Genomic DNA, 22,583 nt, shown 5'->3' on the forward strand with positions numbered 1-22,583 from the left:
CACAATCATTGCAGGCGCTGTGACTGATCAAATTTAGAAAGCTCTCAGTTCTTCTTCAGCTTCCTGTAGCGACGAATGAGGCAATTCGTGGAGGAATCGTGATTGAGTTCTGGTTCTGTCTGGCTTTCAAGCTCTGGAGTAATACGCTGGGCCAGCGCCTTGCCGAGCTCGACCCCCCACTGGTCGAACGAGTCGATATTCCAGATGGCGCCCTGGGTGAAAACCGAATGTTCATAGAGTGCGATCAGCTTGCCGAGTATTTCTGGCGTGAGTCGCTCGATAAGAATCGTATTCGACGGGCGGTTGCCTTCGAATACTCGATGCGGTACGAGTCGGTCCGGCGTACCCTCTGCCTGAACCTGCTCGGACGTCTTACCAAAAGCCAGCGCCTCAGCTTGCGCGAAGACATTTGCCAGGAGCATATCATGATGCCTCCCGAGCGGATTGAGTGGTTGCCCGAACGCGATGAAATCGCAGGGGATGAGCCGGGTGCCCTGATGGATTAACTGGTAAAATGAATGCTGGCCGTTAGTGCCCGGTTCACCCCAGTAAACTGGTCCGGTATCATAGTCAACATGGGTCCCATTAAGTGTGACATGTTTGCCACTGCTTTCCATCGTCAGTTGCTGCAGATAGGCCGGGAATCGTTTCAGATACTGTTCGTAGGGCAGAATGGCAACGGTCTGTGCTTTCAAAAAGTTGGTGTTCCAGATGGTCAGCAGCCCTAAGATCACCGGCAGGTTTTCCGCGAACGCTGCCGTGCGGAAGTGCTCGTCCATCTGATGGAACCCGTCCAGCATTGCCAGGAAATGCTCGGAGCCAATCGCCAGCATCGTGGAAAGACCAATTGCCGAGTCCATCGAATAACGTCCACCGACCCAGTCCCAGAACTCGAACATATTTCCGGTGTCGATGCCGAACTCAGACACTTTCTCAGCATTCGTCGAAACGGCGACAAAATGCTTAGCGACTGCTTTAGTATCACCGCCGAGACCTGCGAGTAACCAGTCGCGCGCACTGTGAGCGTTGGTCATCGTCTCGGCTGTGGTAAAGGTTTTCGAGGAAATGATGAAGAGTGTTTCCGCCGGATCAAGATCACGCGTTGCTTCTGCCAGATCGGTACCGTCGACATTGGAGACAAACCGGAAAGTAAGATTGTGATCGCTGTAATACCGGAGCGCTTCGTAAGCCATCACCGGTCCGAGGTCAGAACCGCCGATACCGATATTGATGATGTTACGGATCCGCTGGCCGGTATGACCCAGCCATGCACCGCTTCGAACCCGATGCGAAAAATCAACCATCTTGTCCAGCACGGCGTGAACCTGGGGAACTACGTTTTCACCATCCACGAGGATCGTTGCCCCTTTCGGTGCCCGCAAAGCCACATGCAGAACCGACCGGTTTTCAGTGAGATTGATTTTGTCTCCCCGAAACATGGCGTCAATGTGTGCGCGCAGGCCCGTTTCCTCTGCCAGATCCAGGAGGAGTTTGAAGGTCTCATCGGTGATTCGATTCTTGGAGTAATCGAGATAGAGGCCCAACGCATCAACAGTCAATCGCTCGCCGCGCGCAGGATCGTCGGCAAAGAGCGTCTTGAGATGCAGACCCTGGACCTCCTCATAATGAGCCTCGAGCTTCTTCCAGGCCGCACACTCTGAGAGTAACTGGTCGCCGGTCGTCATAATTGTATTCCTTTTCGTTTCTCGTATTAAGTAGTCAAGTTCATGAGTCGGCATTCGCAAGAGTTTTCGCTCGTGGCAGCCTGATCGAATTTTTCGGGTTCGAGGTCAGCCCTGTCACCGGGAGTTCGTTGATACTGCGCTGAAGTCTTCCGCTGGTAAGTAAATCACAAGTAATACCGTCGAGCCAGAGACTTTGCCCCCGATGGTGGAGTTTTTGAGTCGCTTTCAAAATGTTACCTCCGGATCTGGCTGGGAATCAAGTGCTGGTTGTAAAGCGGGCAGGCGCTGGGACATTGCCGTCATTTCCCGCAACGATTGAAATGCAGACGGGGACAACATCTCTTCTGTGCAGCGCCAGCGCCAATTTCCTTCGCTTTGACCGGGCACGTTCATTCGGGCATCCTCTCCCAGGTTGAGCAAATCCTGCAGCGGCATCACTGCCAGCGCCGCCACGGAAGACCACGCCAGATGCAACAATGCCGCTGTGGCTTCGCTGCTCTCGATCGAGGGACGCTCCAGATACTGAGATACAATTTTTCGTTGATCGTCGCTCAATGTTTCGTACCACCCGCGCGTGGTATTATTGTCATGAGTACCGGTATACACGACGGTATTCGAAACGTAGTTACGAGGAAGGTATGGATTATCAGTTTCACCATCAAAGGCGAACTGGAGAACGCGTGTTCCAGGCAAGTGAAACTGATCGCGAAGTGCACCCACGTCCGGCGTAATAATTCCCAGGTCCTCCGCAATGAATGGCAGACCATCGAGTTCTTGCTGGACCGAACTGAAATAATCACTGCCAGGTCCGGGCACCCATGCACCTGATAAGGCCGTCGCAGCATCTGCCTCTATATGCCAGGCAGCTGCAAATCCACGAAAATGGTCCAGTCTGATCAGATCGACATGAGCCAGTAATGCACGCACGCGGTCGATGCACCATTTGTAGCCAGCCTGACGCATCGCATCCCAGTCATAGACGGGATTGCCCCAGAGTTGGCCATCAGCGCTGAAGTAATCGGGAGGGACACCGGCTACAAATTGCGGCTGTAAATGTTCGTCGAGCAGAAATAGTTCCGGATGAGCCCAGACATCGCTTGAGTCGGGAGAAACAAAAAACGGCAGATCGCCGATCAGACGTACGCCCCTGCTTTCGGCATATTTCTTCAGGCAATTCGCTTGCCGGAAAATCAGGAACTGTGCCAGGCGAATCTGATCGATTTCTTTCGACAAAGTACGCCGCGCCTGCTCCAGGGCAACCGGCTCCCGTCTGACCAGTTCGAGCGGCCAATTGAGGTAACTCGCGCCCTGGTGCATGGTTTGCAGGGCCTGAAATAAAGCAAAATCATCCAGCCAGTGCCGTTCTTGTTGACAGAATTGCTCAAAGGCGGGTTTCAGAACGTGTCCGCGTCTATTGTTAAAGTGGGTCCAGACCGATTTGAGTAATTGATGTTTGAATGTGTTGACAACATCGTAGTCAACGTTGGTTTGTGAAAAAGAGTATCCGGCAGTATCGCTTTCCTCCAGCAGTCCATCCGCGATCAGATCGTCTGGACTGACCAGAAGCCAGTTGCCGGCGAACGAAGACAGGGGTTGATATGGCGAACTTCCGTACCCTGTCGGCCCCAGAGGTAAGATTTGCCACCAGGTTTGACCCGCTTCTTGAAGACGATCAACCCAGCCCCGTGCCTGCGGTCCCAGATCACCGATCCCGTATGGCGAGGGAAGTGAAGTAACATGCAACAATACGCCGGAAGCCCGGTAATCTGGCGGAAACGGAGGTAAACTCGTCCGGAAACTACGTTCGCTCATGTTTTTCCTTATGTCCGGGCTCGAATTCGCGTGCGGCTGATGGTGTTGTTGTGAGATAATCCGCGCAGACCGGCGGCCAGGGTTGTTATACCATAACTGGTGTTTTTCTCAATTGCCTGCGTGATTACAATCGTTCCAGAGCCGGATCACCGGATCTTGCCGGCCATGGTGATACCCCAGAATACTCAATGCTGTTGTGTTGAGAAAAAAGTGTCGGCCGATTGCTGCATTCAGGCCCAGCCAGCGCGCAGCGAGCATAAGCAGAAAATGACCGTGAGAAAAGAGCAAGACGTTACCCTCAACGGTGCGAAGTCGATCAATGACTCGATCAGCTCTGGCGGACACTTCTGCAACCGACTCGCCACCCGGACAACCGTCGCGAAATAGCTCCCAGCCGGGCCGTTGCAGGTCAATTTCTATAGAGGTCATGCCTTCGTAATCGCCATAGTTCCATTCGACGAGATCATCATCCACACCTGCAATCGTACCAAAACCGGACAATTCACATGTATGAGAAGCGCGTTGTAGCGGACTGGTGAATACGCGGGCAAAGGTCTCTGATTTAAGTCGTTCGCCAAGTCGGCGGGCGTTAAGCGCACCGCGTTCCGTCAACGGCAGATCGGTCAAGCCTGTATGTTGGCCTGAGATGCTCCAGGATGTCTCACCATGTCGCGCGAGATAAATCAGAGGTAGCGGTTGAACTTCGTCGCTCATTACAGGATTACCTTCACTTCACATCACTTCGTTCAAAGAAAACGAGTATCGCTTGACGTCCCAATTGTGTTTGCTCCCGTGGCATAAATCATGGCACCGATTTCTCCCTGAGGGACGATTGAACCGGAATAAATCGCATTGTCCGCCTGATGTTCTTCCCAGAACCCGACTACCGCTTTGGTTAATAAGAGAATCAGAATGATAAAAAAGTCCACCCAATGCTGGGCCACCGCTGACAGAACCACGGCTGCTTCGATCATCCAGGGGATTGGTCCCCAGAAATAGCTCAGGAATTGCAGCAGCGGACTGGTTTCTTTTTCGATAATTTCGTTGGGACCATATTGGGCCAACCGTTTCTCCGCCTCGGCTTGTGTGAGGCCCTCCGGCGATGATTCCAGTTTCTGTTCCACTTCCGACAGGGGCAGGGATTTCAGACCGTCGTTTGCCTGGGGTTGCTGGCCTGTTTTCATCCCTCTCTACTTTCTATCGCCGATTTCCTGGACGCTCAGGCAAATAAACACGCACACGTGACTTCAATTAAACACTGATGGCAATGAAACGTGTTGCCGCTGGTTCGCAAATCTGATATTCCGTCGGGTTGAGATAGTGAGTTGACTTCCTGCTATTCTCCAGCGTCGATGGCTGCCGGCGGTTGCGGTGTGTCGGCAGGTTGCTCTGACAAATCCATAGTCATTACATAGACGACCATACCTGCGAGCATCAAAATCACAGCGACATAAGTTCGCCAGTCACGGTGCGCCCCTTTCCAGTAAGATGGATGACCTTGATGATGAGCGTTGCCTTTTGAGTCGCTGTGCTGATCTTGTTTGTGCTTAGATTGATTCATAGGGTCCCTGTTTTCTCGTTTATTGGTTCAGATCCTCTGCATCACATTACATTATCCCGCAGTTTGCTGGGCTCAAAGGTTATTTAAGTGATAATCGTCAGGGATCATAAAAGTATTATATTCCAAATCCTGCTGCCAGAAGACTCATCAAAGCCACACTTTACGGATTAGCCACATTTTGATGATTTGTGTCGGGACAATCTAACAAAGTAGCGTGGCGAGCAGAATCGGTCAGTAGAGCGGCGGTAATGCTGTAAATCCTTGAGCTGCTGTTTCAGGTAGACCCCTTTATCGCCGGTCTGCGGCAGGCGGACGATTACGTCCATTACAAGATGAAAACGGTCTAAATCGTTCAACACAGTCATATCGAAGGGGGTCGTAATTGTCCCCTCTTCTTTATAGCCTCGGACGTGAATGTTGTCGTGATTGGTGCGGCGGTAGATCAGTCGTTGAATCAGCTGGATTGAGCCATCCGACTCGAATAATGCAAACTTGATACTCGACGAGCCACCATTAATCGTCAGGATGAGTTGATCAACTGGTTTAATGGGAAACTCCTTTCTCGTTCAGCATTCAACCGTTTTATCGCTATCATCGTATCCACTTTTGTCTGGAAATGTCGAGCTAATTGTGCAAAGTGAACTTTGACGCCCAATCATTTTTTCTTGGACAACTGAGCGAACGATTAAAGACGCACCACATACCAGCCATAGTAATTGGTTCAAGAATTCCTCAATATAAAATCAAAAATCTGACATCAGTGATTTTTTATGCCCACAATCCCTGCACGCGTCCTGCAATATCCCTGCATAAGATCAAGTCCATATTCAGCCTGAAGTGGATACTCATGACCTGCTCACCCGTCGCTTCCAACAGTCTAAATATTACAGTCTCTGATGTACGGGAAGTCCGGCAACAGATCAGTATTCAGAGAATTCGTCTCTCCGCTGTGAACCACATCGACCTGATTGTTCTGTAGAGCACAGCAACCAGCGTCTATCGGTCACCTCCCCTACAGCCTACCTGTCTGTTTTTTCGACCGAGGATGCGATTCTTTCAACACACTCACCAAACGCTCTCTGTATCAACTGCATATATCACGTGAATTCGCAGTCATGTGGTTTGGCACGGCTGTTGCTACAGAAATTGGCATAACTGGAATGTCTATATGAGCCCCTACAGGAGAACAGACTTCGTGGCTAGAACGTCCACAAGAAAGCAACACGCCGCATTTACGTTGATTGAATTACTTGTTGTGATTGCGATCATTGCCATACTTATTGCGCTGCTTCTGCCAGCAGTACAGCAGGCGCGTGAAGCGGCCCGGCGGATGAGTTGCAAGAACAATCTGAAACAGATTGCGCTGGCGGCTCACAATTACGAATCGGCCTTTCGCGTCATGCCGCCCCGTAGAATTCTGACTAACGGCAACCGTCGGGGCTGGGGACCAGCCATTCTCCCTTATCTGGATCAGGCGAATCTGCAGGGACGCTATGACTTCAACAAAAATTTTTATGATCCTGAGAATGAAGAAAACATTCGAGTTCCGCTTGCCGTTTTCATGTGCCCGTCCGCTCCAGGGCCACGACTGGTTACAGTTATCCAAAGCGGAGTGACATCCGAAGGCATTGCAGGCGACTATTTCGGGCCGAACAGTTTCCGTTCAGACGAATTTGGTGTGACATCGTTGAGTGGGAATAATCAGATTACAGCCATGGATGATCTGCCTCGCACGCGTCGTTTTCGTGATATTACCGATGGCACAACCAATACGATGTTCATCACCGAACAGGCGGGCCGCGCTGACTATTACATTCGTGGCATAAAACAGACTTCCAATGCCGGGCTGAGTCAGGCAACCAGTTGGGGGTCCTGGCCTTCCTATCAGGTCTTTCAGGTGCAGGTCTTTGGCTCGGACGCAGTCACAAGAGACGGACCGGGGGGAACCTGTTCCATTAACTGTAATAACAGCCAGGGAATCTACAGTTTTCATACGGGGGGAGCGCATGCTTCGTTCGTGGATGGCTCGGTGCACATGCTGTCGGAATCGATCGACGCCAATGTTCTGTTTGCTCTGATTACGATTAACGGCGGAGAAGTCATCAACCAGGATTTCTAAAAGGAAGCCTGATATTTGAACCAACGGTAACAATATTCGGAAACGGGCTAACTGCTGCCATCGAATACTCAACAGAGCTTTACACTGCTGTCCTTATTCTCGAGAGAACCTATGCGAGACTGGCTTAATCCCCTTGAAGTCGTCGTTATTACCGTCTGTCTATTAATCCTCTCGGGGCTGCTACTGCCTGAAATGCTCGTGGCGCGGGATACCGCACGAGAACAGTCGTGTCATGATCGGCTGCAGCAAATAGGTTCTGCCTTCCTCCAGTACGAAAAAGTTCACCGCGGCCTGCCTCCTCGACGAAGCGGGTTTAACGATGGAAACCCGTATGGCGGCTGGGGGGGATACATTCTGCCGTATCTGAAGCTGGCGGATCAGGCAGACCAATACGATACCGGCTACGACTTTTTTGATCCCAAAAACAAGGCGATTGTCGAAACACAGTTACCCGTCTTCCTCTGCCCGGCGAGTCCTGCTGAACGATTCGTACAGATTCAGTCCCAGGCTTCAACCAAGTCGCTCAATCCTGATAAAGCGACCGTCTTTACCTGCAAAGCTGCTGCCGTTGATTTCATCACGTCAAATGGCGTGCAGATGGCCCGGAACGGATATGGCATCAACGCGATGGGAAGAGAAGGTCGAATCGGAAACCAGCGTCAGCCAATGACCGACAATAAAGATTTGCCAATAGCGAAGATCACAGACGGCCTCTCCAATACGCTCCTGCTGATCGAACAAGCAGGACGTCCGGCTGCATGGCGAAATAAAACGAAGAAACCAGGGGAGGGACAGTTCGGCATGAGTCCCAATGCCCGCGGTGCCTGGGCGGGCTGGGGTTCGATCTCCTTCGGTGCCGTGAACCCGGAAACAGGCGAACGACCACCGCGGGGCGACAGCACGGACTGCAGCGTCAATTGCAATAACTGGCTTGGCATTTACAGCTTTCATCAGGATGGCGGTAATGTATTGTTTTGTGACGGCAGTGTGCGATTCTTCGGTACAAAACTGGACCCACTGACCTTTGCTTATCTGACAATTCGAGACGATGGGCATCTGATCCAACTTGACGATTTTTAAAATGAACGAACTAAATCATTTAACGCCGCGTATGCACCGGGACGTATCTGTAATCCATCAAAATACCCGAGCCCGCCCGATGATGCGATTGCAGCCTGCCTGGCTGTGCCTGTTCATCGTGGTGTCTGCTGTGACCACCTGCCGCGCAGCGGATATCAGTCCGCTTATGGTCTCCCGTTTGATCGACCAACGTCTGGGAATGGACGCTGCAGATCACAGCCAGTTTGCCAGCGATGCGGAATTTCTGCGACGCGTCACACTGGATCTTGCGGGCCGCATTCCCACAATCATCGAGGTGCATGATTACTTGAGTAACACATCTGAATCGAGACGCATCGAAACCATTGATCGCCTGATGCATTCGGGCGTGCATTATCGAAATATGGCGACATTCTGGCGACGTGCATGGGTCCCTCAAGCCGATACACCCGAATTTGACTCCGTCACAGATGACTTCGAACGTTGGCTGGTGCATCGCCTGCAGAAAGGGACTCGCTACGATGAACTGGTTGTGGAAATTCTGACGCTGGATCATGCCAATAATGTCCCGGCGAGTACGACGCCCATTGGTTTTTATTATGCCAACCTATCCAAGCCGGAAAACCTGGCAGCCAGCGCCACCCGCGCGTTTCTGGGAATCAACCTGGACTGTGCGCAGTGCCACGACCATCCGTTTTCCCGCTGGACCCGCGAGCAGTTCTGGCAGACAGCCGCGTTTTTTGTGGAACCTCAAACAAATGAGAAGTCACAGCCACAACCGCCGAAAGTTCGCATTCCGGATACAAAAATGGAATATGAACCCGCTTTGCTGACAAAAACAAAAATTGAATGGCCAGAAAAACTGGATTCCGTATCACTGCGTTTGATTCTGGTCGACTGGATGAAAGTGAACGAGGAACAGTTACTGGCAAAGAACGCCGTCAATCGACTCTGGGCTCACTACTTCGGAGAAGCCATCATCGAGCCGGTTGATGATCTCAGTCGCGATGAAGTTCAAACCGGTGATCGCGCTCGGTTGTTGAACGATCTCTCTGCAGCATTCATCGCCAGCGGTTACGACCTGGATCTGATGACCGAGGGGATCGTCAGTTCCCATGCATACCGCCTGTCAGCTTCTCCAGCAGGTACCAGTAAAGGGTCAGAATCTGATCCCGATGCCCCCGGTCCTTTCAGAATCACACGTGCCACAGTGCGGGGACTGACAGGCGAGCAACTGTATGACAGTCTGCAGACCGCAGCCAACCGGCCTTCGGAACGCAAGGATGTCGGCGGCGGCTCCGATCGCAGCCAGCGGAGCGAGTTTGCTTCCCGCTTTTACATCGAACGCTCTTTCAGTGCGGAGCGATCCATTTCGCAGGCGCTGACATTGATGAATGGCTCTTTCGTAAACGAACTGACAACGAAACAGGGAAACCTGATGCTGGCATCGCTGCTCAGTTCTCCCTTTATGAGCTTCGACGAACAAATCGATACGGTCTTCATTGCGGTTCTGGGCCGTCACGCGCGAGAGACCGAACTGAAGGTGATCAAACAAAGTTTCAAATCACACACGAATACCACCCGTGAATCACATTTAGGTAATCTGTTCTGGGTACTCATCAATTCTTCCGAGTTCAACACCAACCACTAATTGAGGCGAAGGTTTCTATGCCCAACAAACTTCTTTCACGACGCACTGCCTTACAAAATATGGCGCTGGGGGTCTCTGCCTGGTCCACTTCCAGCTGGTTACCCACGCTGGTAAAAGCGGCTGCAGAAACAGGCAGTCAACCCAAATCGGTGATTCTGATCTGGTTGAACGGCGGCCCGGCGACGATCGACCTGTGGGACTTGAAACCCGGAAATAAGAATGGCGGTCCCTTTCAGGAAATCGAAACACAAGCACCGGGCATGAAGATCAGTGAGCATCTGCCTGCCCTGGCTAAACAGGCGTCTGATTTCTCTATCATTCGATCCATGTCGACCCGCGAAGGGGATCATTCCCGCGCCCGTTTTGTGACGATGACCGGCTACACACCTCAGGGCGCCATCAAGTTTCCCGCGCTTGGTTCATTGGTCGCTAATGAATTCCATGTCGAAAATGATATCCCCTCCAATGATATCCCCTCCTATGTGCACATCGGCGGACGACCGGCTGTTGGCGGAGGAGGTTTTCTGGGGCCACAATTCGCTCCGTTCGTGGTCGGTGGGCGCAGTCGTCGGGGAGGTCCAGACAGCGCCGATCTGAAAGTCGCCGATCTCGCTCCCGCATCTCCCGCGCAGCAGGCAGAACGACTCCAGCTACAAGCGGGCTTGAACTCACTATCGTCCATGCCTGCTTCCCTGGTAACTGACACTCTGGAATCGTCCCGCAATCGGGCACTGAGGTTGATGAACCCCAAGGCGGCGTCGGTGTTCGACCTGGAGCAGGAAGATGCTGCCCTCCGTCAAGCCTACGGCACCGGTTCGTTTGGGCAGGGATGCCTGATGGCGCGTCGCCTGGTGGAACGAGGCGTGAGTTTCGTTGAGGTCTCACTGAATGGCTGGGACACGCATTCCGATAACTTTGAACGCGTGAAGGAACTGTCGCAGCAACTGGATCGTGGCTGTGCCTCTCTGCTGAATGATCTGCGTCAACGCGGATTACTTAAAGACACCCTGATTGTCTGCCAGGGAGAGTTTGGTCGCACACCTCGCATTAACGGTCAGTCCGGTCGAGACCACTGGCCTTCGTCCTGGTCGATGATGCTGGCCGGTGCGGGAATTCGTGGCGGCCAGGTCGTCGGTCAAACGAGCGAAGACGGCACAAAAATCGAATCCAGGCCGACGCGAACAGCGGACCTGATGGCCACCGTCTTCCGTGGGATTGGGCTTGATCCCAGAAAACAAAATATGTCAAACGTGGGCCGACCGATTCGACTGGCAGACCCGGATGGTAAAGCGATTGAGGAGTTGCTATGAGAACCGTTTTATTTGTCATGCTGTCTATCCTGACCACCGGCATGCAAGTGAATGCGGGGCAGGACAAAGCCGAGCAGCAGCCAACGACATTGCTGGCACTAAGTGAAGCCGGACAGACACGCTTGATCGATATCCAGGTGAGCGTAGATCATCTGCCCTACGACAAGTATTGGACAAAGACATTCGACGCTCTCTTCAATTTCGCCGACTGTAATTCCGATGGCGTTCTGAGCGAAGCAGAACTTCGACTCGTTCCTTCTGCACGCGCGGTACGGTTATCGCTGGGCAGCGCCTTTACTCCGCCGGTCGCATCCCTGCAATCTCTTAAAGAAATCGTTGCAGATGAGACGCAGAAGTGTTCCAGGGAACAGCTCAAGCAGTATTATCTGAGCCACGGTGCCGGCAGGTTGCAGATCGGCTCTGGTAAACTCACTAATACAGCAGCAATCACTGCGGCGTTGATTCAGACTCTCGACACAGACAAGGATGGCATACTTTCGCAGGTCGAACTGCAAAACGCGGAAACTGCGCTGCGGCGGCTTGATACCAACGATGATGAACTGATTGGCGTTGGTGAACTCGTCCCTAATGCAACCTATCCCGGAACCTGGGCTGCCAGGGCCCTGCGACCGGCCACAGAAGTTGATCTCTCTTCCACGAACGAGAACAGACTTGTTTTGAAGCAGTTACTGACACGCCCTGCTGATCCTTCGATGGAGAAATCACTCTGGCAGATTAATATCGCCGACCAGCTTGCAGATCAACCTTTGAAAGTTGCTACGAACGCACAATGTAAGAGCTGGAGTGTTCCAGGACCGCAAAAAGAACTCTTTCATGAGTTACGTGAAGAAATTGCTAACGCCGCAGCCGAGCCCCCTGAAGAATCGACGGGAAATAGTTCGCGAAACCGGCGTTCCTCTCGTGCGTGGCTGACTCCGCTGGCCGACCGCGATTCGGATGGAAAACTCTCTCAGCAGGAAATCGATCGCTGGCTGGAACTGCAGAAACAGTTGATTCATGGCCAGCTCCTGATCAGCGTTTATTATGGAGGCGGACTTTTTGAATTACTGGATACCAATCACGATGCTGGACTGTCAATTCGCGAATTAAGAAGTGCCTGGCAAATTTTGGATTCCGCTTCCTGCACTTCAGAAAATCATGCTGATCTCACTCGGGTTCCCAACGTAGTACTGTTCGTTGTAAGCCAGGGCTATCCCCAGAGTCTCGCCAGGACATCTACGCCAGAGGTAGAATGGTTTCGTCTGATGGATCGCAACAGGGATGGAGATGTCTCACGCAGAGAATTTACCGGATCTCCTGCTGCCTTTGATCGACTGGATCAGGACCATGACGGTTTGATCTCACCTGATGAAGCAGGGAAAGCCAACTGAATCCAGACAATGTTTCCCTGATGTGGAATTTCCGGAATCAGTTGATTCTTTCTCCTGCAGCTTCACAGCTTACATCTTAATCTCGTAACCCTTGCGGTTTTCACGCGAGAGAAATGCGTTTGCCTGAGCGTCATCGATAATTTCCCGTTTCACAGGGTTCCAGTTGAGATCGCGTCCTAAACGCATGGAGATATTGGAGAGGTGGCAGATCTCCAGCATGCGGTTGTGCGACCATACATCGGAGATCGGCTGCTTGCGTGAGTTCATGCTCTCGATGAAGTTAGCGGTGTGGTTCGCACTGACCTTACCACCATAAACTTTTTCGATCGCGTCTTCCGGCAGTGGATTGTCTTTCAACGCTTCCACAGGTGCCCCGACGATCTTGCCACGGTTGACGAAGAACCGGCCTTCTGTGCCTTCGAAGAGAATGCCGTTGTCACCATCACTGGTGATAATCATTTCCACGTCATTGGGCATATCGACTTTGATTTTGAATTCCGTGGCGGCATTGTACTGATCGTTGACTGCTGGGAAGCCATCCTTATATTCGACGGGTAATTTGTATTCAAGCGGTGATATTTTGCTGGGACCTGTATCGCTGGCACCGAGTGCCCAGCAGGCGATATCGACATGATGTGCGCCCCAGTCAGTCAATTTTCCACCAGAATACTCATGCCAGTTTCGGAAGGAGTAGTGACAGTTGCTGTAAAGCGGAACGCCTCCGCCGTACCCTTCGCGCATTTCAGGGAGTGCGCGGTAATCCACCTTTGGAGCCGGTCCCAGCCAGAATTCATAGTCCAGTCCTTCTGGGACAGAAGCCACGGGGATAACGGGCGACCCTTCCATTCCATTAATGCCACATGTCACTTTTTTCACTGTGCCGATGCGACCATCGCGGATCAACGCGATCGCCTGCAGGAATCGCTGTCCTGATTCTGACCGCTGCATGGTACCCACCTGGAAGACGCGGCCCGTGTCTTTCACGACTTTTTCAATTAACTTGCCTTCGTCAATCGTCAAAGTCAAAGGTTTTTCACAATAGACGTCTTTGCCAGCGTACATTGCTTCGACTGCTATTTTTGTATGCCAATGGTCGGGCGTGGCGATCATGACCGCATCAATATCTTTTCGATCCAGGACTTTCCGATAGTCCTTGTAAGCGTCTGGCTTCTTGCCCTGTTTCTTTTCCGTTTTTTCGACATTCGCACCAAGCACATTCGCGTCCACATCAGCAAGTGCTGCAAAATCTGCGAACTTAAATGACTTCGAAGTAATTGCCCACCCCTGGTTTCGCAGTCCGATCGTGGCAAAGACCGGGCGGTCATTAGGCGACTGATATCCGAATGCTCGATGTGCCGAAGGGCTGAAAACACTGGCAGCCCCTGCGAAGGCGACTCCCTGGATAAAATTGCGGCGCGTAATTTTTCGAGATGTTGACATCGAGTGATTTCCTCTTGGAGATATTGAGCAGAAGTCCTGTAGATCTAAGTACGATGACACCATTGATGGCGTTGGATGTGCCACCAATGTGGTGAATGTTCAAAATAGGATTCTATGAAAAATAAGTTGTTGAGTACACCGTAAACCGGTCATCGTCAGTACACATGTCGCCTGCAATCTGTTGCTGTTACACGCTTTGGAATCTGCCAAGGATACAACTTTCAGTTATTTTGCCGCAAATTTCAATTTCCTAAGTTGCCTTGCCATTCCCTCAGACATAGACTACATGTGAATCATTCCCATAAAGACTATTAGTCAGGCTTACGGTCTGATGATCCCCCCCGGCGCCGCTCACCAGAATACCATTTACGCGAAGAACCATGACATCCAGCAGGGTACGCCTGCTAACTGGAGACATTGTTACATTGAAAAGTCACCTGAAATTTCAGCAGAGTTTTACGTCAGTCCTCATGCTCAGTTTTTGTGTCGGTCTGATTGGTTGTAACCAGCAGAATTCCGCCCCTGCACCAAAAACGTTACCGGCTGTCACTGTTGCAAAACCAGTCACTAAGCAGATTGTGGAGTGGGATGCCTACACGGGGAGACTCGAAGCGATTGATTTTGTTGAGATCCGGGCACGAGTCAGCGGATATTTGAAAACGACACATTTTGATGAAGGACAAATCGTCGACAAAGGCGACCTGCTTTTCATTATCGACCCGCGCCCCTATCAGGCTGAACTCAACGGAGCTCGTGCCTCACTGAGTCAGGCGAATTCTCAATTGATTCAGGCTAAGGCGCAGCTGGAAGAAGCAAAAGCACAATATCAACAATCAGAAGCGCAACTGGTATTGTCGACCGCACAGTTGAATCGGGCGCGCTCTCTAAAATCGAAAAATGTAACGACGCAGGATGAGCTGGATCAACAGGAAGCGGCCTATCTGCAGGCGAAAGCCGACCACGAAGCCAGCCAGGCCGGAATCAGTTCTGCGAAAGCGACCATCGAAACGGCAAAGGCGGTGATTGAAGCAGCAAAAGCCAAAATCGAAACGGCGCAACTGAACCTGGATTACACGCGAATTTATGCCCCGGTTGCCGGTCGCATCAGTCGTAAAAATGTCTCTGAAGGAAACCTGATCAATGGCGGCACTGCGAATTCGAGTCTGCTGACTACGATTACCTCAGTGAAACCCATCTATTGTAATTTCGACGCCAACGAACAGGATGTATTGAAATACATTCGATCGGCCCAGGCCGGGAAGCGGGCCAGTTCGCGCGAAGCCAAAAACCCTGTCTTCCTGGGTCTGATTGATGAAACAGGCTTTCCTCACAAGGGACATATGGACTTCGTTGACAACCGGTTTGACCCCGACACTGCCAGTATGCGGGCGCGGTGTGTCTTTCCTAATAAAGACCAGGTACTGATTCCGGGGATGTTTGCACGCATCCGTATTCCCGGCAGCGCCGCTTATGATGCGGTTCTGATCCCTGATTCCGCAGTCGGCACTGACCAGTCAGTACAGTACGTCTATCTTGTCGTCAATGATGTCGTCCAGCGTCGTACGGTAAAACTCGGACCGATTGTGGATGGACTGCGTGTGGTACGCGAGGGATTAACCGGCGGCGAATCGCTCATCATCGAAGGTCTGCTGCAGGTGCGACCGGAAACCAGAGTACAATCCCAGGCAGGAGTGATCGAGGTCATCGAAGACGGTTTACCTGACGATTATGAACCGCTGCCTCCCGAGCAATGGATCTCACCCGCCCCCGCACCCACTCCGCACCCTGCTGCGGGGACAGCCAAAGTGACTTCGATTATTGATTCACGAGGTGCTGTCCAGTGAAATTTCCGCACTTCTTCATTGAGCGTCCGATCTTTGCGTCTGTATTATCATTCATGATTGTTCTGATCGGAGCAATCGCTTATACCGCGTTACCGGCGTCCCAGTATCCCAAAGTGGCACCTCCTACCATCGTCGTTCGCGCCAGTTATCCCGGCGCAACTCCCCAGGTCATTGCTGATACCGTTGCCACTCCCATCGAACAGGAAATGAATGGCGTCGACAACATGCTGTACATGGAGTCGTCATCGAGCAGTGATGGCACCATGCAGCTAACGGTCACTTTCAAACTGGGCACAGATCTGGATGATGCTCAGGTGATGGTACAGAACCGTGTTGCGGTAGCCGAATCACGCCTGCCAGAAGCGGTGCGTCAGATTGGTGTAACAACCCGTAAGCAGATTCCCGACATGCTGATGGTGGTGCATTTGAATTCGCCAGATAACAGTCGAGACCAACTCTATATCAGTAACTTCGCCTTTCTGCGGATTCGTGATTCTCTGATGCGACTGGATGGTGTCGGCGACATCCGTGTGGCTGGTGGTAATGAGTATTCGATGCGGATCTGGCTGGATATCGAGAAGATGACGCACGTCGGCCTGACGGTAGGCGATGTGGTACAACAGGTCCGTCAGCAGAACGTACAGGTAGCCGCCGGCGTAATCGGTCAGCCCCCTATCGATGACAGCGGCGCGTTTCAATTGAATGTGACCACACAGGGACGACTGCAGGAAGTCGAAGAATTCGGGCAGATTGTCGTCAAGCGAGGCGACGATGGCCGTGTCACACGTTTGAGTGATGTGGCACGTATTGAACTCGGTGCCCAGGACTATTCGCGCATCAGCTACCTGGACGGCAAACCGGCCGTCGCCATCCTGATCTATCAAAGACCGGGAACGAACGCCGTTGCTGCTGCTGATGAGGTCAAACAGACAATGGCCGGGTTAAAAAAAGACTTTCCAGATGGGGTGGGCTATGAAATTGCCTACAACCCTACCGATTATGTAGAAGAATCAATCGCAGAGGTCTTCGAAACGTTATACATTACGACCATTCTGGTAGTACTAACCGTCTTCCTGTTTCTGCACGGCTGGCGTCCCACAATTATTCCCGTGATTGCGATTCCCATTTCGCTGATCGGCACGTTCGCTGCCATGCAGTTGTTTGGCGTGACACTGAATACACTATCATTGTTTGGTCTCGTGCTTGCCATTGGGATTGTCGTCGATGACGCCATCGTGGTAGTCGAAAATGTGGAGCGGTTGATTGCCGATGGTCTTTCTCCGCGCGAAGCAACTCATAAAGCGATGGATGAAGTCAGTTCAGCTCTCATCGCCACTACCCTGGTATTAATCGCGGTTTTTGTTCCCACCATGTTTGTTCCCAGCCTCAGCGGTCGCTTCTATCAGCAATTCGCACTCACCATCGCGATTTCCACAGCATTCTCAACATTTGTCTCACTGACACTGAGCCCTGCCCTCTGTGCATTGTTGCTCAAACCAAAAGACGCCGAGCGAAACAAAATGGGAAGACTGGTCGACTTACTGTTTGGCTGGTTTTTTCGACTGTTCAATCGATTTTTCGACTTCACCGGTAACATTTATGCCGGCATCATTTCGCGTATCATTCGAGTCTCCAGTGTTTCTCTGATTATTTACGGGGGACTGCTGGTTGCCACCTGGTACAGCTTCGGGATGGTTCCATCCGGATTTATTCCCGCACAGGATCAGGGTTATATTATTGTCAGTATCCGGTTACCTGATGGCGCGTCGCTCGCGCGTACGGATATTGTCACCCAGCGCGTCGCCGCCATTGGCAGCAAGATTGACGGTGTTGCGCACTCCGTCGGAATTGCCGGTCTGTCCGGTTCCACCTTCACGATCAGCTCCAACGCCGCTGTTTCCTTTCTTCCGCTGGAAGATGCCAAGGAGCGGGCGGCAAGGGGACGGGGAATTAATGAGATCATCGCCGACCTGCGTCGTGAAGTGGCATCAGTCAATGAGGCTCAGATTTTTATTATTGCTCCACCTCCTGTCCGTGGAATCGGACGAGGTGGCGGATTCAAAATGTATGTGCAGGACCAGGGGGGAGCCGGTGTGACCGCGTTGAACCAGGTAGCCGAACAAATGGTAACGGAAGCCAATCAGCAACCGGGACTCGTGCAGATTTTCTCAAACTTCCGGGTGAGTGTTCCCCAGATTTATGCTGAAGTGGACCGCACGAAAGCCCAGATGCTCGATATCCCGATCAGCAATGTGTTTGAAGCTCTGGAGGTCTATCTCGGTTCGGTCTATGTGAATGATTTTAACTTTCTCGGACGAACATACCGCGTGACAGCGCAGGCAGAACCGGAGTTCCGTGACGAGCAGGATGACATTCTGCGTTTGCGAACTCGCAGCGCCCGCGGGACAAGTATTCCCCTGGGGGCAGTGGTGGAATTGAAACGTACGTCCGGACCGGACCGTATCGTCCGCTTTAATCTGTTTCCTGCTGCGGACATTAATGGTCAAACAGCTCCGGGTTACAGTACAGGTCAATCACTGGCAACGATGGAACAGCTTGCCGATGAGAACCTGCCACCAGGATTTGGATATGCCTGGACAGAAATCGCTTACCAGGAAAAGCAGGCAGGCAATACGATTCTGTTTCTCTTCCCGCTGGCCGTCCTGTTCGTGTTTCTGACTCTGGCTGCACAGTACGAAAGCTGGCTGCTGCCCCTGGCGATTATTTTGATTGTCCCTCTCTGCCTGCTGTTTGCGATCATTGGTATCTGGTTCCGAGGCATGGATAATAATATTCTGACGCAGATTGGTTTCATCGTATTGGTGGGACTGGCTTGTAAGAATGCGATTCTGATTGTCGAATTCGCAAAGGCGGAAGAAGATGCCGGCAAGGACCGTTTCCAGGCTGCCGTCGATGCCTGCCGGTTGAGATTACGCCCGATTTTAATGACGGCGTTCTCCTTCATTCTGGGTGTGATTCCACTACTGATCGCCACCGGTGCCGGGTTTGAAATGCGGCGTGTGCTCGGAACGGCGGTCTTCAGTGGTATGCTGGGTGTGACTCTGTTCGGCTTGTTTCTCACCCCGGTTTTCTACGTCGTACTGCGACGATTCGCACGAAAACCGACCACGCAGCAACCGGCAAAACTAACCACCACGGGAACGGGCAATGCATAAACGAGTCCCCTCCCAACCGTGTTACGAAGTAGCCCGGTTGAGAGGAATTCGTCTTATTTGACTGGCAGTAACTGGATTGCATCCAGGATGACAAACCCGTTCGTCTCATCATTGGAAATCGTAATCGTGATTTCTGTATTGCCCTTTAATTCGATGATCTCCAGCGGACGAAATAGTTTTCCCTGAGGCAACGCTCTGGTTTGATCGACGATAATTGTTGATTTCTCTGCTCCGGAAGAAACCGTCAGCGGGACATTTTTCGCACGCGTCTCATGAGCAGAGTAAGCCATCAAGAGCTGGTAGCGACCACTGTGCGGAGCCTTAAAACGGAAAATGGCCTTCGCCTTTCCATCACCCTGCCTGGCATCATGAAGATAGCCGCTACCGATGTGGGGTTTGAAATTGGTCGAGTGGTTCCAGTCACCTGAAAGTTCGGCGCTGGTATCGTCCAGAACAATACCAGGCAAAGTCTTCAGATCAATCGAATGCGTAACCTTTGAAGCCTCTGCTGGCGGAGGCAATTCAAGTACCTGTCCCTGTGCCAGAAGTCGATCACGAAGCTGTTTGTAAGGCAGGTCTTGAACGGAAATTGCGTTTCGGGCGGATAATGCGGCAGCAATCCCGGCACTTTGCCCCAGAATCATCCAGGTCGGTTCCACGCGGAGTGAAGAAATGCCGACGTGTGTGCAGGAGAGCGCCACGGGAACAAGCAAGTTGGTACATTCTTTCGATTGAGGCAGAATGGAACGATATGGAACGTGATATGCGTATCCTTGTTTGGGACTGTTTTTCCTGACAGGAAAGATCGTCCCTTCATTAATGACACCCCCGTCTTTTAAGGCGATCCGCTGGCAGTCATGTGAGTCGATTGGGAACGAAGAGACTGCAATGGGGTCTTGCTTTTCAGGTTCTTCCAAAATGTCTTTCTGACTTAGTACGTACAGGCCTCGCATGCGTCGCCCCTCACGAACATACAGCGCAGGAGAGAAATGACCATAATCAGGGAATTCGTCCTTGCAGAGACCCAGTCTGGCATACGATTTCCGGACTGTCTCAGGCACTGCAGGATCGGTGGTGAGAAAATGATAAAACTCCAGCGTGTACTGCTTATGCTTTTCCCAGATGATGGCCCTCGCGGCGGCGTCGGCTTCACTCCAGCCATTGCCGCCACCGACCAGCCCGAGGGAGAATTGTCCGCCGATCGAATTGTTGCCATCAAGCTTTCCACCAGGCAGCGGATAAAGATCCCATCCCAGACGGCCGCCTGATTTTGCAAAACGCCGCATTAGTTCGAAACGGGCGGGATCGTATTTGTCAGGTTTCGGGAAGGGGACTCGGTTATCAGGATTATTCAGTCAGACAGAGTCGAAAGCTGTAAACCATGACATTGGAATCTCCTTCGTCCTCCGGGCCGGCATCAGTCGTGGTGATCAGTGGTAGCATTTTTCCATCGCGGCCAAAGCCATCTATATTCATCCTGCTTTTCGGATAACGCTTACCGGCGAGAGATTCACCAAATTCCGCTTTCCCTTCTCGACCGATCGTCCAGCTGATACCAGCTGCTGCCAGCAGATCACCTTCATAAGTGGCGTCGATAAAAGTTTTAGCAGTGAACGCCCCTTTGCCGGTGTCCAGGCTGGTAATTCGAGTTCCATCCTTCTTAACGGATTGAAGGATATGTTTCGTCAGAACTTTCACATCGGCTTCTTCCAGCATCTGCTTCGTGACACGCAGCGCCACATGTGGTTCGTAAGTCCATTTGGACTGATCTTTGATACTGACCTGATAAGGTAATTCGATCCCTCGGGCAGCATAGTCTTTTTCGATACGCGTGTGCCATTCATCGAACAGCCCCATCACGGTACTGCGGACAGTCTGGTTTGAATCACTGAAGCTCAAACCTCCAGTATTCAAGCCGCCAATATGATCGGTCGGTTCAAGAAGAATCACACTCGCACCTTCTCGTGAGGCTGCAATCGCTGCGCAAAACCCACCCGGCGTCGATCCATAAACCACGACGTCAGCGCTGGTCATATCCCTGGCCGTCTGATCGCGGGCAGAAAGTCCGACTGGCAGTATCTGCAACAGGATAAACAGCGTGCTAAACAGTCGTTTCTTCATTGATCATCATCTCCAATTTGAGCTGGAGTGGAAATTGAGTTGTTGACAGTACGGAATGACACAAAATACTCATTTCAGAAGATTTAGATTTTGAACGATTCAATATACTTATATTTGAGCACTTTTCCCAGTCGATGGAAGTCGAAGAGAAAGTGGAATGGAAGCCATCACGAAATATTGTCGCACCCGCAGAGATGCAGTCCGACTCAGCCTTCCATTAACACAGGGAATTGACGACAATGAGACTTTTAAATGACGGATTAAATCACTTTGCTTGCTTCACCACCAGATTCGGAGGTAATACTATGTCAGCCACTCAACAACTCCACAACCTGGGACAAAGTCTCTGGCTGGATAACATCACGCGTGACCTGCTCACCAGCGGAACTCTGCAGCGTTATATCGATGAACTTTCAGTAACCGGACTCACTTCCAATCCGACAATCTTTCATCAGGCGATCAAAAACAGTCAATCTTACGACAGTTCAATTCAGGAAAAGTTTAAGAACAGCAAGGAAGGCGAGGAACTGTTCTTTGAGGTGGCGATCGAAGACATCACCCAGGCCGCCGATCTGTTCCGGCCGGTCTGGGACCGTACCGATGGTGTGGATGGCTGGGTTTCTCTGGAAGTCTCTCCCCTGCTCGCTTATGACACGGAAAGTACTTTGGCAGCAGCCAAAGATCTGCATGCCCGTGTCGGTCGTCCCAATGTTCTGATTAAAATTCCCGGCACGAAAGAGGGACTTCCCGCGATTGAAGAAGCCACGTTCGCCGGGATTCCCGTGAACGTGACACTGTTGTTTTCCAGTGAGCATTACGTCGCTGCTGCGGAAGCCTATCTGCGTGGTGTCGAACGACGCATTGAAGCGGGGCTCAATCCCGCCGTCGGTTCGGTTGCTTCGCTGTTTATCAGTCGCTGGGACCGTGCCATCGTAGACGACGTACCGGAAACGCTCCACAACCGCCTGGGGATTGCCATCGGACAGAAAGCTTACAAAGCATATCTGGATCTGATCAGCTCACCCCGCTGGCAGCGTGCTTTGAACTTTGGCGCTCGACCACAGCGTCTGCTCTGGGCCAGCACTGGTTCGAAAGATCCCAATGCGTCCGACGTATTATATATTACCTCCCTCGCGTCTCCCTTTACCGTCAACACCATGCCGGAACAGACCCTGCAGGCCTTTGATGATCATGGTGAAGTCGGAGACACACTGTGCGTAGAGGGAGGTGACAGTGAAGCCTTACTCGACGAATTCACACAGGCGAGTGTTGACAATCAGGCGTTAGCCGCCCGGCTCCAGAAAGAGGGAGCTGAGTCTTTCGTCAAATCCTGGAATGAACTGATGGAAGTCATTACAACCAAAAGTGAATCACTCGTTCAGGCAGACTGAGCTACAGGTTCTACATCAAGTCA

The 22,583-nt window shown here is 51.8% G+C and carries 15 protein-coding genes and 2 pseudogenes; 9 read left to right on the forward strand and 8 right to left on the reverse strand.

From position 1 onward, the window contains the following. Nucleotides 1-44 precede the first annotated feature (44 nt). The 6 genes and pseudogenes from pgi to Pan161_RS31500 all read right to left on the reverse strand — a co-directional run. The gene (pgi, locus tag Pan161_RS25905) at nt 45-1,685 is read right to left on the reverse strand and encodes a glucose-6-phosphate isomerase (protein WP_145231649.1); all 1,641 of its coding nucleotides are present in this window, start codon (nt 1,683-1,685) and stop codon (nt 45-47) included. Nucleotides 1,686-1,910: 225 nt separating this feature from the next. Continuing rightward, nucleotides 1,911-3,497 (reverse strand): 4-alpha-glucanotransferase, encoded by a 1,587-nt coding sequence (gene malQ, locus Pan161_RS25915; RefSeq protein ID WP_145231650.1) that lies wholly within the window; start codon nt 3,495-3,497, stop codon nt 1,911-1,913. A gap of 108 nt (nt 3,498-3,605) precedes the next feature. Beyond that, a complete protein-coding gene (locus tag Pan161_RS25920) occupies nt 3,606-4,211 on the reverse strand; it encodes a histidine phosphatase family protein (protein ID WP_145231651.1) in 606 nt (201 codons plus the stop codon). A gap of 32 nt (nt 4,212-4,243) precedes the next feature. Continuing rightward, nucleotides 4,244-4,681 (reverse strand): cation-transporting P-type ATPase, encoded by a 438-nt coding sequence (locus tag Pan161_RS25925; protein WP_145231652.1) that lies wholly within the window; start codon nt 4,679-4,681, stop codon nt 4,244-4,246. A gap of 152 nt (nt 4,682-4,833) precedes the next feature. Next, nucleotides 4,834-5,058 (reverse strand): hypothetical protein, encoded by a 225-nt coding sequence (locus Pan161_RS25930; RefSeq protein WP_145231653.1) that lies wholly within the window; start codon nt 5,056-5,058, stop codon nt 4,834-4,836. A gap of 167 nt (nt 5,059-5,225) precedes the next feature. After that, nucleotides 5,226-5,543, reverse strand: a pseudogene (locus Pan161_RS31500) (phosphoketolase family protein); the annotation flags it as partial. Nucleotides 5,544-5,905: 362 nt separating this feature from the next. On the opposite strand from Pan161_RS31500, the gene Pan161_RS31260 reads away from it, so the two are divergent. From Pan161_RS31260 to Pan161_RS25960, 6 genes are all read left to right on the forward strand, one after another. Next, complete coding sequence (locus tag Pan161_RS31260; RefSeq protein WP_261342932.1) at nt 5,906-6,037, forward strand: hypothetical protein; 132 nt, start codon at nt 5,906-5,908, stop codon at nt 6,035-6,037. Nucleotides 6,038-6,253: 216 nt separating this feature from the next. Next, a complete protein-coding gene (locus tag Pan161_RS25940; RefSeq protein ID WP_197995535.1) occupies nt 6,254-7,177 on the forward strand; it encodes a DUF1559 domain-containing protein in 924 nt (307 codons plus the stop codon). Between the two features lie 111 nt (nt 7,178-7,288). Beyond that, entirely contained in the window at nt 7,289-8,257 is a 969-nt protein-coding gene (locus Pan161_RS25945) for a DUF1559 family PulG-like putative transporter (protein ID WP_145231655.1), read from the forward strand. A 1-nt stretch (nt 8,258) separates the two neighbouring features. Then, nucleotides 8,259-9,887: a DUF1549 domain-containing protein gene (locus tag Pan161_RS25950; protein ID WP_145231656.1), complete on the forward strand. Its 1,629-nt coding sequence runs from the start codon at nt 8,259-8,261 to the stop codon at nt 9,885-9,887. A 17-nt stretch (nt 9,888-9,904) separates the two neighbouring features. Further along, nucleotides 9,905-11,197, forward strand: coding sequence for a DUF1501 domain-containing protein (locus Pan161_RS25955; RefSeq protein WP_145231657.1), 1,293 nt, complete (start codon nt 9,905-9,907; stop codon nt 11,195-11,197). Beyond that, the gene (locus Pan161_RS25960; RefSeq protein WP_145231658.1) at nt 11,194-12,588 is read left to right on the forward strand and encodes an EF-hand domain-containing protein; all 1,395 of its coding nucleotides are present in this window, start codon (nt 11,194-11,196) and stop codon (nt 12,586-12,588) included. The genes Pan161_RS25955 and Pan161_RS25960 overlap by 4 nt, the downstream gene beginning before the upstream one ends. A 69-nt stretch (nt 12,589-12,657) precedes the next feature. Here the strand turns inward: Pan161_RS25960 and Pan161_RS25965 are convergent, their stop codons facing one another. After that, a complete protein-coding gene (locus Pan161_RS25965) occupies nt 12,658-14,028 on the reverse strand; it encodes a Gfo/Idh/MocA family protein (RefSeq protein ID WP_145231659.1) in 1,371 nt (456 codons plus the stop codon). A gap of 470 nt (nt 14,029-14,498) precedes the next feature. Between Pan161_RS25965 and Pan161_RS25970 the strand changes: the two genes are divergently transcribed. Together Pan161_RS25970 and Pan161_RS25975 are read left to right on the forward strand one after the other, a co-directional pair. Beyond that, nucleotides 14,499-15,872: an efflux RND transporter periplasmic adaptor subunit gene (locus Pan161_RS25970; RefSeq protein ID WP_390620760.1), complete on the forward strand. Its 1,374-nt coding sequence runs from the start codon at nt 14,499-14,501 to the stop codon at nt 15,870-15,872. Then, nucleotides 15,869-19,048 (forward strand): efflux RND transporter permease subunit, encoded by a 3,180-nt coding sequence (locus tag Pan161_RS25975; protein WP_145231661.1) that lies wholly within the window; start codon nt 15,869-15,871, stop codon nt 19,046-19,048. Before Pan161_RS25970 ends, Pan161_RS25975 begins: the two co-directional genes overlap by 4 nt. Nucleotides 19,049-19,101: 53 nt before the next feature. On the opposite strand, the pseudogene Pan161_RS31505 reads toward Pan161_RS25975, so the two are convergent. Next, nucleotides 19,102-21,169, reverse strand: a pseudogene (locus tag Pan161_RS31505) (FAD-dependent oxidoreductase). Nucleotides 21,170-21,474: 305 nt separating this feature from the next. Here Pan161_RS31505 and tal point away from each other — a divergent pair. Continuing rightward, nucleotides 21,475-22,560, forward strand: a complete 1,086-nt coding sequence (gene tal, locus Pan161_RS25985) for a transaldolase (RefSeq protein WP_145231662.1) — start codon at nt 21,475-21,477, stop codon at nt 22,558-22,560. Nucleotides 22,561-22,583: the final 23 nt, after the last annotated feature.

The sequence above is a fragment of the Gimesia algae genome, from assembly GCF_007746795.1.
In the GTDB taxonomy this organism is placed as follows: Bacteria; Planctomycetota; Planctomycetia; order Planctomycetales; family Planctomycetaceae; genus Gimesia; species Gimesia algae.